Annotated in this window: 12 protein-coding genes; 9 read left to right on the top strand and 3 right to left on the bottom strand. The window is 61.0% G+C overall.

The annotated features are described in order from the left end of the window. The first annotated feature begins 260 nt into the window (after nucleotides 1–260). From AOA62_RS23665 to AOA62_RS23700, 8 genes are all read left to right on the top strand, one after another. Nucleotides 261–2,654: a TonB-dependent siderophore receptor gene (locus AOA62_RS23665; RefSeq protein WP_099549944.1), complete on the top strand. Its 2,394-nt coding sequence runs from the start codon at nucleotides 261–263 to the stop codon at nucleotides 2,652–2,654. A gap of 25 nt (nucleotides 2,655–2,679) precedes the next feature. Beyond that, nucleotides 2,680–3,645 (top strand): amino acid ABC transporter permease, encoded by a 966-nt coding sequence (locus AOA62_RS23670; RefSeq protein ID WP_099549945.1) that lies wholly within the window; start codon nucleotides 2,680–2,682, stop codon nucleotides 3,643–3,645. Beyond that, nucleotides 3,638–4,411 (top strand): amino acid ABC transporter ATP-binding protein, encoded by a 774-nt coding sequence (locus AOA62_RS23675; RefSeq protein WP_099549946.1) that lies wholly within the window; start codon nucleotides 3,638–3,640, stop codon nucleotides 4,409–4,411. The genes AOA62_RS23670 and AOA62_RS23675 overlap by 8 nt, the downstream gene beginning before the upstream one ends. 18 nt (nucleotides 4,412–4,429) lie before the next feature. Beyond that, the gene (locus tag AOA62_RS23680; RefSeq protein WP_099549947.1) at nucleotides 4,430–5,353 is read left to right on the top strand and encodes an ABC transporter substrate-binding protein; all 924 of its coding nucleotides are present in this window, start codon (nucleotides 4,430–4,432) and stop codon (nucleotides 5,351–5,353) included. Between the two features lie 10 nt (nucleotides 5,354–5,363). Continuing rightward, nucleotides 5,364–6,947 (top strand): FAD-dependent oxidoreductase, encoded by a 1,584-nt coding sequence (locus AOA62_RS23685; protein WP_099549948.1) that lies wholly within the window; start codon nucleotides 5,364–5,366, stop codon nucleotides 6,945–6,947. A gap of 11 nt (nucleotides 6,948–6,958) precedes the next feature. Beyond that, nucleotides 6,959–7,381 (top strand): RidA family protein, encoded by a 423-nt coding sequence (locus AOA62_RS23690; RefSeq protein WP_017138711.1) that lies wholly within the window; start codon nucleotides 6,959–6,961, stop codon nucleotides 7,379–7,381. Between the two features lie 246 nt (nucleotides 7,382–7,627). Further along, nucleotides 7,628–9,778: a phosphocholine-specific phospholipase C gene (locus AOA62_RS23695; protein WP_099549949.1), complete on the top strand. Its 2,151-nt coding sequence runs from the start codon at nucleotides 7,628–7,630 to the stop codon at nucleotides 9,776–9,778. 159 nt (nucleotides 9,779–9,937) lie between these two features. Next, entirely contained in the window at nucleotides 9,938–11,122 is a 1,185-nt protein-coding gene (locus tag AOA62_RS23700; RefSeq protein ID WP_017138714.1) for an EAL domain-containing protein, read from the top strand. A 32-nt stretch (nucleotides 11,123–11,154) separates the two neighbouring features. Here the strand turns inward: AOA62_RS23700 and AOA62_RS23705 are convergent, their stop codons facing one another. Together AOA62_RS23705 and AOA62_RS23710 are read right to left on the bottom strand one after the other, a co-directional pair. Beyond that, nucleotides 11,155–11,721 (bottom strand): hypothetical protein, encoded by a 567-nt coding sequence (locus tag AOA62_RS23705; RefSeq protein WP_017138715.1) that lies wholly within the window; start codon nucleotides 11,719–11,721, stop codon nucleotides 11,155–11,157. Next, nucleotides 11,718–12,632 (bottom strand): hypothetical protein, encoded by a 915-nt coding sequence (locus AOA62_RS23710; RefSeq protein ID WP_017138716.1) that lies wholly within the window; start codon nucleotides 12,630–12,632, stop codon nucleotides 11,718–11,720. The genes AOA62_RS23705 and AOA62_RS23710 overlap by 4 nt, the downstream gene beginning before the upstream one ends. A 185-nt stretch (nucleotides 12,633–12,817) precedes the next feature. Here AOA62_RS23710 and AOA62_RS23715 point away from each other — a divergent pair, with 185 nt between their 5' ends. Beyond that, nucleotides 12,818–13,306: a type VI secretion system tube protein Hcp gene (locus AOA62_RS23715; protein ID WP_099549950.1), complete on the top strand. Its 489-nt coding sequence runs from the start codon at nucleotides 12,818–12,820 to the stop codon at nucleotides 13,304–13,306. Between the two features lie 15 nt (nucleotides 13,307–13,321). On the opposite strand, the gene AOA62_RS23720 is transcribed toward AOA62_RS23715, so the two are convergent. After that, nucleotides 13,322–14,158 (bottom strand): 5'-nucleotidase, lipoprotein e(P4) family, encoded by an 837-nt coding sequence (locus AOA62_RS23720; protein ID WP_099549951.1) that lies wholly within the window; start codon nucleotides 14,156–14,158, stop codon nucleotides 13,322–13,324. Between the last annotated feature and the right edge of the window lie 24 nt (nucleotides 14,159–14,182).

Below are 14,182 nucleotides of genomic sequence, written 5' to 3' on the forward strand. Positions count from 1 at the left end.
TGAAATCCATTCCGTTATGTTTGATCGCAACAGCCTACCCCTGACCTCGGATGGTACCCAGCGTGATTCAGATTCTGCGCGCCATAACCGGGTAAAGACCCCGCGGCAGAATCGTTGGAAGGGAGATCAACGTATGTTGCCAATTCAAAACCCTCGCTCACTCCACACCTAGTTCCCCATCGCAGCGACACCCTTAAAAACGAGCACCGCGCCCGCCGCGCGACTGCCCGACTTCGCGATTCGGAAAGCCTGGAGTGGTCATGAAGCAAGTTTTACCCCCCACCGCCGCACTCACGCTGGCCCTGTTGGCCGGCACTGCATCCGCCCAGGACGACAGCACCTTGTCCACCGTGGTGGTCACCGGTAACCGTGGCGCCGAGCAGCGCACCGTCACCAGCAGCCCGGTGCCGATTGATGTGGTCAGCGCCAGGCAACTGCAAAGCACCGGCAAGCCCGGCTTGATGGAAGCCTTGAGCGCGGTGATCCCGTCGCTGACCCTGCCGGAAAAAACCGGCTGGGACGCCAGCGGCATTGCCCGTGCGCCCAACCTGCGGGGCTTGAGTGCTGCCGAAGTGCTGGTGCTGGTCAACGGCAAACGTCGTCACACCAGCGCCACGCTGAACATCAATGGCATCAACACCGGCGCGGCGCCGGCTGACCTGGATTTGATCCCCATCAGTGCCATCGACCATGTGGAAGTGCTGCGCGACGGCGCCGCCGCCCAGTACGGCTCGGATGCCATCGCCGGGGTCATCAATGTGATCCTCAAGGCTGATACCAGCGGCACCGCCGTCACCAACGTCGGTCAGGGCTACGACGGCAAGAAGCAAACCGTGCAACAAAGCCTCAACAAGGGTTTTGAAATCGGCAACGGCGGCGTCGTGCAATTGGCCCTGGATGCCCGCAGCCAGAATGACGACAACAAAGCCAGCGCCAACGGCTACACCTATGAGCAAGCCTACAACCAGGCCGGCAGATCGACCTACGGCGGTTACGGCACGCCCAAGACCAACCTGCTGACCCTGGGCTACAACGCCGAGCTGCCGATTGATGACAGCCTCAGCCTGTATTCCTTCACCACCTACTCGCGGCGCAAGGCCGAGCAGGGGCAGAACTACCGCCTGCCGACCATCACCAATACCATCACCACCGGGCCGAATGGCTACCCGGCCGGGTACACGCCGACCTGGTACATCGACGAGGACGATTTCCAGGCCGCGTTCGGCGGCAAAGGCACCGTCGGCGCGTGGGACTGGGATTTGTCCACCACCTACGGGCGCAACGAGGCGGAACAGGGCACCACCCACAACCAGAACCCGTCGCTGGGCGAGTACACGCCCAACAGCTTCACTTCTGGCACCTGGATTTCCACCGAGCTGACCACCAACCTCGACTTCAAGCGCGGCTTTGATGTCGGCCTGCAAAAACCGTTGGACCTGTCCTACGGCTTCGAACATCGGCGCGACACCTATGAGGTGCAGGCGGGTGACTACGCGTCTTATGCCAATGGCGGCTACTGCGTGGCGCCCGGCAACTGCGCGTCATCCGGGGCGCAGGTCACCAACGGCATTTCGCCGGATGAAGAAAGCAGCGCCTCGCGCAACAGCCTCGCCAGCTATGTCGATGTGGGCTTCAACCCGCTGCCGGACTGGTACATCGGCACCGCCTTTCGCTACGAGCATTACAACGAAGGCGTCGGCGCCACCCGCAGCGGCAAGCTGACCACACGCTACGATTTCACCCCGCAATTTGCCGTGCGCGCCACCGTCAGTAACGGCTTTCGCGCGCCGTCCCTGGCCAATAGCCTGTTCAGTGCGCGCTCCACCACTTATGGCGTGGTCGACGGCGTGTATCAGTCGATCAACTACGGCGTATTGCCGGTGGGTTCGGCGGCGGCCAAGGCCCTCGGCGCCCAGGAGTTGAAGCCCGAGCGCTCGACCAACTTCAGCCTGGGTCTCACCCTTACGCCCACCGACCGCCTGAACTTCACCGCCGACGCCTACGTGATCAACCTGCGCGACCGCATCACCCTGACCGGCACCTTGCTCGGCCCCGAAGTCACCCAGGTACTGCAAAGCAACGGCATCAACTCCACCTCCGGCGGCCAGTACTTTATCAACGGCGCCGACACCCGCACCAAGGGCGTGGATCTGGTCAGCAACTACAACCAGGACCTCGGCCAGTTCGGCGCCTTGAAGTGGACCGCCGCGTTCAACTGGAACCAGACCAAGATCCTCAACTACAAGGCGTCCACCGATATCCTCGGCACGCCCTATGACCTGATGGACCGCCAGGCCCGTGGTCTGATCACCGATGTGCAGCCCAAGACCAAGCTCATCCTCGGCGGCGACTGGAGCATCGACCGCTTCAACCTCAACCTGGCCCTGACCCGCTACGGCGCCTACAAAGAGGTCAATTCCTCGGCCAATCGCGACCTGGACCGGGTTTACAACGCCCGCTGGATCACTGACCTCGACCTTGGCTACAACCTCACCAAAGCCCTCAACATCGCCGTCGGCGCCAAGAACCTGTTCGACCTTTACCCCAAGAAACAAGGCGTGCCGAGCAGCACCATGCTCGCCAGCTACGGCACTTATTCGCCCTACGGTTTTACCGGCGGGTACTACTACACCCGGCTGACTTACGCCTTCTAAGGCCGCAACCCGCGAGGAATAGAACATGCCCATTGTCGCCAAATCCTATGACCTGATCGAAGACGTCAGCCCGGTTCGCCAGCGCCGCGTTGCAACGCCGATCAAAGCCCTGCAAGTGGTTCCCGCCCGCCACCCGTGGCGCTGGGCCGGGTCGATCTTCGCTGCGCTGGTGCTGCTCGCCATCGTGCATTCACTGGCCACCAACCCGCGTTGGGAGTGGGGCGTGTTCGGTCAGTGGTTCTTTTCTGTCTCGGTGCTGCGTGGCCTCGGCCAGACACTGTTGCTGACGCTGCTCAGTACCGTGTTCAGCATCCTCTTCGGCACTGCATTGGCGCTGGCACGGCTGTCGGGCTCGCCATTGCTGGCGGCGTTGGCCTGGGGCTATATCTGGTTTTTCCGCTCGATGCCGGCGCTGCTGGTGCTGATCATCCTCTACAACTTTGCCTACCTGTATGACCACATCGTGCTCGGCGTGCCGTTCACCCGCGTGGTGTTCGCCGAGTGGTCGACCGTGGATGTGCTCAGCCAATTCACCGTGGCGGTGTTGGGCCTGAGCCTGATGCAAGCCGCCTACGCAGCGGAGATCATTCGCGGCGGTTTGATTGGCGTGGACGCCGGCCAGCATGAAGCGGCGGCAGCCCTCGGTTTGCCGGCTTCACGACGGATTTTTCGCATCATTCTGCCCCAGGCGCTGCGCTCGATTTTGCCGTCGGGTTTCAACGAAATCATCGGCCTGGTCAAGGGCACGTCCATCGTCTACGTGCTGGCCTTGCCGGAGCTGTTCTACACCGTGCAGGTCATCTACAACCGCACCCAGGCGGTGATCCCGCTGCTGGTGGTGGCGACCGTGTGGTACCTGATCATCACCACGGTGCTGACCAGCGCCCAGTACTACGTCGAGCGCCACTTTGCGCGCGGTACGGCGCGGGTACTGCCGCCCACACCGCTGCAACGCCTGCGCGGCTGGCTCAAGGAGAAAACCCATGGCTGAAGCACGCGCCGGGCGCATTCAGATCCAGGGCGTGGGCAAGCGCTTTGGCAACCAGCAGGTGTTGAAAGACATCCACCTGACCATCGACCCAGGCAAGGTCACGGTGATTCTCGGGCCGTCCGGCTCGGGCAAATCCACCTTGCTGCGCACCATCAACCACCTGGAAAAAATCGACAGCGGGCACATCACCATCGACGGTGAATACGTCGGCTATCGGCGCAAGGGTGACCTGCTCTACGAATTGAAAGAACGCGAGATTCTCAAGCGCCGCATCGACGTGGGTTTTGTGTTCCAGAACTTCAACCTGTTCCCGCACCTCACCGCCTGGGAAAACGTCGCCGAAGCACCGCTGGCCCACAAGCGCTGGAGCAAGGCCGAGGCGCAGGCCAAGGCCTGCGAGCTGCTGGCCAAGGTCGGCCTGGCCGACAAAGTCGATGCCTACCCACGCCAGCTCTCCGGTGGCCAGCAACAGCGTGTGGCTATCGCCCGCGCCTTGGCGCTGGATCCCAAAGTGCTGCTGTTTGATGAACCCACCTCAGCCCTCGACCCGGAGCTGGTGGGCGAAGTGCTCGACGTGATCAAAGGCCTGACCCAACTGGGTGTGACCCTGGTGATCGTCACCCACGAAATCGGGTTTGCCCGCGAAGTGGCCGACCACGTGGTGTTCCTGTGTGACGGTCAACTGATCGAAGAGGGCCCGCCCGAACAGATGTTTCGCCAACCCCGACATCCCCGCACCGTGGCCTTTCTGGGCAAGGTGCTTTAGTTCAAGGAGTGACTGCCCATGTTCATCAATACTGCCCGCGTGGCCTTGCTGACGCTTGCCGTCGGTGCTGCGCAAACCGCGTTCGCCGTGCAACAGGTGGATTTCAGCCCCGACCGTGTGCGCATCCATGTGCCGCGCAATGAAGCGGCGATTGCGCAGATCCCGCCGGGCTTCAAGTTCGCCCAGCCCGGCAAATTCACCGTGGCCGTGTCCGGCGTGGCCGGGCCGCCGCTGGCGCTGTTGGCCAATGACGACAAGACCACCATTGGCAGCGAAGCCGACACCGCGCAGCTGGTGGCCGACAGCCTCGGCCTGCAGCTCAATGTGGTGCAGACCAGTTGGGAGGATTGGCCGCTGGGCGTCAGCTCCGGCAAGTACGACGCGGTGATCAGCAACGTCACCGTGACCGAGGCGCGCAAGAAGCGTTTTGACTTCGCCACCTATCGCCAGGATGTGCTCGGCTTTTACGTCAAGAGCACCAACAAAATCACCGAGATCAAACAGGCCGCCGACATTGCCGGGCTGAAGATCATCGTCGGCTCCGGCACCAACCAGGAGAAGGTGCTGCTGGCGTGGAACGAGGCCAATGAAAAAGCCGGTATCAAGCCTGCGCTCCTGCAATACATCGACGACCAGGCCGCCGCGCAACTGGCGGTGCAATCGGGGCGCAGCGATGCGCTGTTCGGGCCTAACTCGGTGTATGCCTATTCGGCGGCGGTCACTGGCGGTATCAAGCGGGTGGGCACGGTGAACGGCGGCTGGCCGTTGAAGGCCGATATTGCCGTGACCACCCGCAAGGACAACGGCCTGATCCAGCCGATTCACACCGCCCTGCAAGGCGCGATTGCCGGCGGCCAATACGAACAGGTGCTGCAACGCTGGGGCCTGGACATCGAGCGCGTCGACACCTCGCTGATCAACCCACCGGGCCTGCCGGACTAGGAGCATCGACATGGGACTGACACGCCGTGAAGCGCTGTCGAGCATCGCCGCTGTAGGCGGCGAAAAGGCCGTCAAGGATGCATTGGCGGTATTGGGTTTGGGGCCGTCGTCACATCGCCGCCCGCAACCGCTGAAACTCAACGCGGGCCTGGGGCAGGGCACTCGTGTGCTGGTGCTGGGCGCCGGGATTGCCGGGTTGGTGACGGCCCTGGAACTCAGCCGCGCCGGGTTCAGCGTGCAAATACTGGAGGCCCGCAACCGCGTGGGCGGGCGCACCTGGACCCTGCGCAATGGCGACCGCGTGGACTACAAGGACGGCCGCACGCAAACCGTAGCGTTTGATAACGGCCTGTATTTCAACGCCGGTCCCGCCAGGATTCCGAGCCAGCACCGCACGCTTCTCGACTATTGCAGCGAGCTGGGTGTGCCGTTGGAAGTACTGGTCAACAGCAGCCACGGCGCCCAGGTGCGGCCCGACCTGCAACAGCCGGCGTTCACCGTCGGCCAGGCGATCAATGACACGCGCGGGCATTTGTCCGGCTTGCTGGCCAAAGCCGTGCAGCGCGATGCCCTCGATGATGTGTTGAGCAGTGAAGAGCGCACGCGCTTGCTGGCGTTTTTGCAGGTGTATGGCGATCTGTCGCAGGAACTGGCCTTTGAAGGCAGCTTGCGCTCCGGTCACCTGGAGTCGCCTGCCCACCCCGGCGCGCTGCCCGCCAGCCGTAGCCCGCTGGCGCTGGACCGGCTGCTGCATCCGGAGTTGTGGGGGGCGTTATTGCACACCGAATTCCCGGAGTTTTCCGCCACCATGTTCCAACCCGTCGGCGGCATGGACCGCATCACTGACGCCTTCTACCAGCGCGTGCGCGAGCACGTGCAACTCGGCGCCCAGGTGCGGCAGATCCGCCAGCTTGAAGACGGCGTGGCGGTGACCTACCACGACCAGCTCAGCGGCCGCGAACAGGTGGTGCGCGCCGATTACCTGGTCTCGACCTTGCCGTTGCCGCTGTTGGCCAAACTCGACACCGACTTCAGCGACCCGGTCAAAGCCGCCTTGCTCAGTACCCGCAGCGACCAGGCGACCAAAGTGGCGTGGCAATCGCCGCGCTTCTGGGAAACCGACTATCGCACCTACGGCGGCTTGTCGTGGATCGAACACCCGGCGCGCCTGCTGTGGTACCCCAGCAACGACCTCAACACCCGCGACGGTTTGCTGGTGGCCGGTTACGTGACCGGGGAGGGCGCCGACGTATTTGGTGCCAAGCCATTCGACCAGCAGTACGCCACGTCCAAAGAAGCCGTGGAACTGCTGCATCCGGGTTATTCAAAACACCTGCGCCACCCGCTGGCGGTGTCCTGGGAACAGATCCCCTACAGCGAAGGCCCATGGCTGCAACGCGAACACTTCCCGGCCGACGCCAGTGCCTTGCTGGAACAGGCCCACGGCCGCGTGTACTTCGCCGGCGACGGCCTGGTGCAAAGCGGTGTGGGCATCTGGCAGGAGTCGGCAGCCAACTCGGCACGGCATGTGGTCGCGCAGCTGGCCGAGCGCGTTACCCAACAACAACAGATTGCGGCACTCGCCGCCTCCTGAGGAGCATCACCATGAGCGACAGCATTCAACGCACCAGCGTCGGCGATTTTCCCATCTCGCAAACCGTCACCGTACCGGCCTCCGCCAGCCTGATTTTCGTCAGCGGCACCTTGCCCGACCTGGCCGACCCTAACGTGCCCGGGGTTTACGGCAACACCGAAGTGCAGACGGTGTCGGTGTTCAACAAACTGCGCAAGATCCTCCAGCAGCAAGACCTGGACCTGGGCGATATCGTGCAATTGCGCGTGTTTCTGGTGGGGGCCGAAGAGACCGACGGCAAGCTCGATTTTGCCGGGTTGCAACGCGGTTACACGCAGTTCTTCGCCACGCCCGAGCAGCCGAACAAGCCTGCGCGCACGGCGTTGCAGGTGGTGGCATTGCCGTTGCCAGGGGCGCTGGTGGAAGTGGAGGCGATTGCGGCCAGAACGGCCTGACTCTATTGAATGCGCTGTTGTGGATAGCTTGCTTGCTGTGGCTTGTTGTGGCGAGCAGGCTTGCCACAACAAGCCTGTTTGCCACAATAAGCCTCTAGCCACAACAAGCTGCTCACCACCATTGGTGGCAGGCCCGTGAACAGATCATCGGATTGTCAGTAACCGCATGTCACCTTTTTGTCGCTTGCAGTCTCTACTTTGTCTTGAGCGTTTTTATCTCAAGCACCCCAGGGATTGATTAGTGCCATGCCAACTCTCACCCGCCGCACCCTGCTGAAGGCCGCCGCCATCGGCTCCGCCTACACCCTGCTACCCGACTCCATCCGCCAGGCTTTGGCGATCCCCGCCAACAACCGCACCGGCACGATTATGGATGTGGAACACGTGGTTATCCTGATGCAGGAAAACCGCGCGTTCGACCACTACTTCGGCACCTTGCCCGGCGTACGTGGTTACAGCGACCGCTTCACCATTCCGCTGCCGGGCGGCCGCAAAGTCTGGGAGCAACAGGGCAAGGGGCGGCGCGTATTGCCTTATCATTTGGACAGTTCACGCGGCAATGCCCAGCGTGTCGACGGCACGCCACATTCCTGGGTTGACGAACACGCCGCCTGGGGCAGCGGCCGCATGAATGCCTGGCCAACCTACAAGACCAACACGTCAATGGGCTATTACCGCGAGCAGGAATTGCCGTTCCAGTTTGCGTTGGCCAACACCTTTACCCTGTGCGATGCCTACCACTGTTCGGTGCACGCCGGCACCAACCCGAACCGGCTGTTCCATTGGACCGGCACCAACGGCCCGACCGGCGCCAATGTGGCTGCGGTGGTCAATGAATGGGACGGCCCTGGCGCAGTGAGCGTGGGTTACACCTGGAAAACCTACCCTGAGCGCCTGGAAGAGGCGGGCGTGAGTTGGAAGGTCTACCAGTTCTTGCCGGATAACTTTGGCGACAACCCGCTGGCTGGTTTTCGCCAGTACCGCGCCGCCAGTGTCGCGGCCGGTAACCCGGCGGAACCGCCGAAAGACTTCAAGGCCTTTGTGCCCTACAGCGATCAACTCAACGCCCGTGTGCCGTTGTACAAAGGCAACGGCAACACACTGCCATCGGCAAACGGCAGTGACCTGGAAGCGATCATCCAGGGCTTTCGCGATGACATAAAAAACGGCCGCTTGCCTCAGGTGAGCTGGCTGGTCGCCCCGGCCAATTACTCCGAACATCCTGGGCCTTCCAGCCCGGTGCAGGGTGGCTGGTTCACCCAGGAGATTCTCAAGTCGCTGACTGAAAACCCGCAGGTGTGGAGCAAGACTGTATTGCTGGTCAACTACGATGAAAACGACGGTTTCTTCGACCACGTCCCTTCACCGTCAGCCCCGTCCAAGCGTGCCGATGGCAGCTTTGCCGGTAAATCCACGGTCAAGTTCGACAGCGAAATCTTCACGCACCCGGCGCCGCCCGGCACCACGCAACAGCCTGCGCCTGACGGTGGTGTTTACGGCCCTGGCCCACGGGTGCCGATGCTGGTGCTGTCGCCCTGGAGTCGTGGCGGCTGGGTCAACTCCCAGGCGTTTGATCACACCTCGGTGCTGCAATTTCTGGAGAAGCGCTTCCAGGTGCGCGAGCCCAATATCAGCGCCTGGCGCCGCGCCGTATGCGGCGACCTCACCTCGGCGTTCAACTTCGTCAACCCCAACACCGAGTTGTTGCCGCCACTGCATGAAACCACCCGCCGGGCGGCGGATTTGCTGCGCCAGCGCCAGGAACAACTGGCCCAGGTTGTGGTACCTGCTGAAGGTCGGCAACAGGCGCCGCATCAGGCACGCATGGCTCGGCCATCCCGTGCGTTGCCATACCAGTTGAACGTCGAAGGTGACGTTGATCGTCGCGCCGGTGAGCTGACGTTGAACTTCTTCAACCATGGCGAACAGGGCGCGGTCTTCCACGTCTACGATCGACTGCACCTGGAAGACATCCCACGGCGCTACACCGTTGGCGCCGAACAGCACCTCAGTGATACCTGGCCAGTGGCTGGCGGCTATGACCTGTGGCTATTGGGGCCGAACGGCTTTCACCGGTCATTCAAGGGTGATCTGCAACGCCGCGAACCGCAACTGTCAGTGGCTTACCAGGGGGACAGCGTGCAACTGACAGTGATCAACCCCAGCAAGCATCCAGCCTCGGTGACGATCAAGCGCTGCCCTTACACCCATCAAGGCCCATGGCTGCTGGAGATTGCTGGCCACAGCTCGCAGCAACGCACATTCTCCCGTCAGCCGAGCGGTGGCTGGTATGACTTCACCGTGCGTAATGAGCATGGCTGGGTGCGCCGGGTGGCGGGGCGGGTTGAGACGGGGGCGCATAGCATCAGTGACCCGTTGATGGGTAAGCCGGTGTAGCAAACCCTGAGGCGGCGGATAGCGTTGAACCGATCCGCTGCCTTTGGCCGGGAGTTAGTATTTTGAGAAATATCCTACGTTCATAAAGGATTAAACATCCGCGCTTTTTCCGGGCAGTTTTAGACAATCGTTGGGTCCACCACCCACGAGCCCACGCCAATGACGAGCCAGCCTTTACGCGTCCTGATCCTTGAGGAGCACGCCTTTCAGCGCGCCGTCGTCGTGAGCCAGTTCAAACGGTTGGGGCATGCGGTGATCGAGGCGACGCATGCCATTGAAGCCTTGGCCCTCCTGGAAAGCGTTCACGGGGTGGATGTCGTACTGTGCGACTTGTCCATGTCCGGCATGGATGGGCTGGAGTTTTTGCAACATGCCGCGCAACGAGGGTGGCTGCATGGCGTGATTGTCAGCGGCCATCAGCCGACCGGGATCAGCCAAGCCCTGCAACAGTTCACCAGCCTGCTCGGCGTGTGTTTGCTTGGCCATGTCGAAAAGCTGGCGACCCTCAATCAGCTCGAAGAGGTATTGCATCGTCATCAGCCTGTTGGGGGGATCGTGCCTGCGGTTTCACCTGCGTTGCCATTGTTTACTCAGGCGCAAGTATGCGACGCATTAGCTGCCGGCCAGCTGCACGCGTACTACCAGCCCAAATTCAGCCTGTGGACCAACGAGATGATCGGCGTGGAAGTGTTGAGCCGCTGGCAGCACCCGCTTTACGGTTTGTTACCGGCAATGGCCTTCATGCCGGTGCTGGAGCGTTGCGGGCTGCTCGACCCATTGCTGTTTGCACAGATGCACCAGGCCTTGACCCTGCAACAACACGTCAGGGCAAGAGGCATGACCTTGAACCTGGCGTTCAATCTGCACGCTCAGCAGCTGGCTCAGGGCGGGTTGAGTTTGAAGATCAAAGACGTCATGGCGCCGTTCAAGGCACCGCGCTCCAGCGTGACTTTCGAGCTGACCGAAAGCGGCATGCTGGAAGCCTCGGCGAGCAGCCTGGCGTGCCTGATGCGTTTGCGCATGCTCGGTTGCAACCTGTCCCTGGATGACTTCGGCGCCGGGTTTTCATCCTTGCAACGGCTGTGTCAGCTGCCGTTCAACGAGATCAAGCTGGATGCCGAGTTTGTGCGCGGCATGACCGCCGACCCACGCTGCTGCGCGGTGATCCACAGCACCCTGGCGCTGGGCGATAGCCTGGGCATGAGCGTGGTGGTGGAAGGTATCGAAACCCAGGAGCAGCAGCGGCAATTGCTGGCGATGGGCTGCAGGGTGGGCCAGGGGTATGTGTATGCGCCGGCGATGAGTGGCGAGCAGTTGTTGTGGCGGTTGCAGAACGTGGCTTGATGGGCGTTGAGCGAATACAGGTGGCAGGGCGCTCACCACCATTTCCAGCGGCCCTGTTTTTTCAGGGTGGCGATGATGTCTTCGCGCTTGAGGCGGATTTCGACCATCTTGTGGCGCAGTTCGCGGCAGCGGTTGCTGTTGAGGATCAGCAGGCCGGTCAGTGGGCTAAGCAGTGACATAGCGTAGAGAAAAAGCGGCGGGCGGTACGCAATTGCGGGTAGGGATATCAGCAAGCAAATTAAGTAAATACCGACACTGATCCATACCGCGCGGATATGCCCATAGTTGACCTGAGCCTTGGAAAAAAACAGGACAAGGCCTGCTGCGATGCTGCCGAGAAAACAGATCTTAATTGCAAGGTCTTCCGGAAGTCTGGAGAGAAAGGTCAGCAACAGTAAGACGGCAGTCATTGCAATCGTGGAGCAGCCGGTAATTAGATCGGCGCCAATCACTAGCGCGTAGCGTCTCCTGAACGTTTGTGGGTTCTCAAAATAGAAGTATGCGTAAGCGCGATCCTCAGAGGTCAGGGCTTTGCGATCTTCATATATTTCATCCTTTTCGGATCCGCTAAGACCTTTTTTTGGTACATGCTTGCTCACTGGCTGACTTCCTCGTAGATACCAATAGCCCACGTCTTGATATTTCCTGGCATCGAGCTGCTCGCGAAACCCAGGGTTGCAGCCAAGGTGTCTTTTATGTGATTGGCGGTAGCAAGTTGCATTTCTGTGGCACTGATTCGTTTTGGTAATACGCCGGTGGCTTGTTTCACCTTGAGGATTTTTAGGGTTAATCGAGGATCACGAAGCCTGAGCAATTCATCATTCAGTCTCGCTCGTTCTTGCCGGTTCAGACCTTTGAGTACTTGTTTGAGAGGTTTGCCAGTGACTCTTGTTGCTGTGTTTATTGTTTTGATTGTGGTCAAGGCAGAAGTGGCGACGCCAAGTAATGCAATGGCATCCAGCGTCGTAACAACGGCCTGATACCAGGTTTCGTTATCCAGAAGATCAAGGTATTGGGGCGCAAACGCTTCTACACTGGTTCGACCTAACCCGATGGCGCATTGGGTCATACTGGCAGCCAGAGCAGCCTTGCCGATAAACGTAATTACCGCGCTCGTCCCCGCCGTAAAGGGCATCAACATCACGCCACTGGTAATGACTACCCAACTCAGAATCGCCCCCGTACAGGTCACCGCCGTGCCAAGCGCTTCAGCCACCCATTCCGACTCTCGCGGCTCATGCTCCAACATCCGCTTGAACTCCACCGGCCCCACATGTTTCGGAGCCTCACGCAGCACGACCTTGATCGGCCGCACACTGCAAATCGCCTGAAACTCGCGCAGTACCACCACGTTAAACATGCCATCGATATACACCACGCCCGCGCCAATCAGTGCCGGGTCGCTATCGATGGTGAAGAACAACTTGCGCAGATCAATACTGCTTTCAATCCGCTGACGTGTGGTGCGGTGCGCCGAAGGGAGTCCATCTCTGAGCAGGGAAGCCGTCATCCTTAACTCCTGTTTTTGCGGGAGTCGAGAGCCTAAAGATGAGGAGGTGGCGCTGAATGTCGGAAGGTTCGCCATTTAACGTCGGGTGCATCTCTAACTGCCCTCTGCGTCTTGCGCGCACCGCTGCGGCTGAGGAAAAGTGCGCCCCACGTCACTACCGACGCATACCAAGGCAAGGAGCAAACATGGCAGTCGATATGTTTTTGAAGCTGGGTGATATCAAGGGTGAATCAAGGGACCAGGCCCATCGCGACGAGATTGACATCACCCAATGGGCGTGGGGCATGTCGCAGTCGGGGTCGATGCACAGCGGTACGGGCGGCGGTGCGGGCAAGGTCAATATCGCCAACCTGAACCTGACCAAACCGCTGGATAAATCCAGCCCCAACCTGATGATGGCCTGCGCCAGCGGCAAGCATTACCCCGAGGCCAGGTTGGTGGTACGCAAGGCCGGCGGTGCGAGCCCGGTGGAGTATCTGGTGATTACCCTGAAGGAAGTCATGGTGGTGTCCTACAGCACGAATGCTGAAAGCAACACCGACGTCGTGCATGACAGCGTCGCCCTCAATTTCGCCAGCGTCGACGTCAGCTACCAGCCGCAGAAGGCCGACGGCGCCAAGGACGGCGGGCCAGTGAAGTTTGGCTGGAACATTCGGCAGAACATCAAAGCCTGAGCCCCAGCCAGCCTCTTATTCTTCCAACTGCAATGCCTGCTGTTTGAGCTTGCGTTTTTGTTCAAACGGCAACTTCTCATCATCCCCATACGGCGCGCTGTACCAGTTGCCGTAACTCGGGTTCGGCAGCAGGAACCAGCGCTGCCCCAGCCAGCTCACATAGGGTTCCACCGCTTTACGTTGGGCGGCAAGGGTGTTGTGTTCGGCCTGCACGAAATCACCCAGCGAGTCCCCGGCCATCAGCAATACGCGGGCATGGCTGGCGACCCACTGACGGCGACATGTCTTGCCGTAGCCGGCGCTTTCGCAACGGCCGATGGGCGTGCTGGCGGCCAGGACCTGCGTGTCACTGGTCACCGGAAAACCACGCAGGCGCAGGTTGGCGACAGTGGCCGCGACCTGGCTGTGTTCGCGGTTGGTGAGGTAGTAAACCTTGATGCCTTTTTGCTCGGCGGCTTGCAGGAAAGCCACTGCGCCCGGCAATGCCTGGGCCTTGGCCTGGTCGACCCAGGTGTTCCAGCGATCGTAGGAATAGATTTGATTGTTAATGATGTCGCGCGCGTTCAGCGGCACGTTGTCCAGCAGGGTTTCGTCGATATCAACCACCACCGCTGGAGGTAAACCGTTCAGATTGCGGGGTGGAAAGGGCAGGGCATCCCAGGTCGGGTCGGCCAGGGCCACGTCGAGTTGGCGGGTGGCGTTGGCGAACAGCTGGCGGTAGATCAACTCGTGCTCGATGGAGGTCTGGGTCCAGAGCACGGCGTCGAGTTGGTCGTTGGCCGGCGGGGTCTGCTGGCAGCCGGTCAGGGCGGTGGTCAGCAGGCAGACACTGGCGAAAATCAGGTGGCGCATGGGATGTCTCGGCGGTGGCAGCGT

Origin of the sequence: Pseudomonas sp. 2995-3 (assembly GCF_002742565.1) — a bacterium.
Classification (GTDB): Bacteria; Pseudomonadota; Gammaproteobacteria; order Pseudomonadales; family Pseudomonadaceae; genus Aquipseudomonas; species Aquipseudomonas edaphica.

Excerpts from the sequence above, each read along its gene's own strand:
- AOA62_RS23665 (WP_099549944.1), top strand. The coding sequence starts at position 261 with ATGAAGCAAGTTTTACCCCCCACCGCCGCACTCACGCTGGCCCTGTTG.
- AOA62_RS23670 (WP_099549945.1), top strand. The coding sequence starts at position 2,680 with ATGCCCATTGTCGCCAAATCCTATGACCTGATCGAAGACGTCAGCCCG.
- AOA62_RS23675 (WP_099549946.1), top strand. The coding sequence starts at position 3,638 with ATGGCTGAAGCACGCGCCGGGCGCATTCAGATCCAGGGCGTGGGCAAG.
- AOA62_RS23680 (WP_099549947.1), top strand. The coding sequence starts at position 4,430 with ATGTTCATCAATACTGCCCGCGTGGCCTTGCTGACGCTTGCCGTCGGT.
- AOA62_RS23685 (WP_099549948.1), top strand. The coding sequence starts at position 5,364 with ATGGGACTGACACGCCGTGAAGCGCTGTCGAGCATCGCCGCTGTAGGC.
- AOA62_RS23690 (WP_017138711.1), top strand. The coding sequence starts at position 6,959 with ATGAGCGACAGCATTCAACGCACCAGCGTCGGCGATTTTCCCATCTCG.
- AOA62_RS23695 (WP_099549949.1), top strand. The coding sequence starts at position 7,628 with ATGCCAACTCTCACCCGCCGCACCCTGCTGAAGGCCGCCGCCATCGGC.
- AOA62_RS23700 (WP_017138714.1), top strand. The coding sequence starts at position 9,938 with ATGACGAGCCAGCCTTTACGCGTCCTGATCCTTGAGGAGCACGCCTTT.
- AOA62_RS23710 (WP_017138716.1), bottom strand. The coding sequence starts at position 12,632 with ATGACGGCTTCCCTGCTCAGAGATGGACTCCCTTCGGCGCACCGCACC.
- AOA62_RS23715 (WP_099549950.1), top strand. The coding sequence starts at position 12,818 with ATGGCAGTCGATATGTTTTTGAAGCTGGGTGATATCAAGGGTGAATCA.
- AOA62_RS23720 (WP_099549951.1), bottom strand. The coding sequence starts at position 14,158 with ATGCGCCACCTGATTTTCGCCAGTGTCTGCCTGCTGACCACCGCCCTG.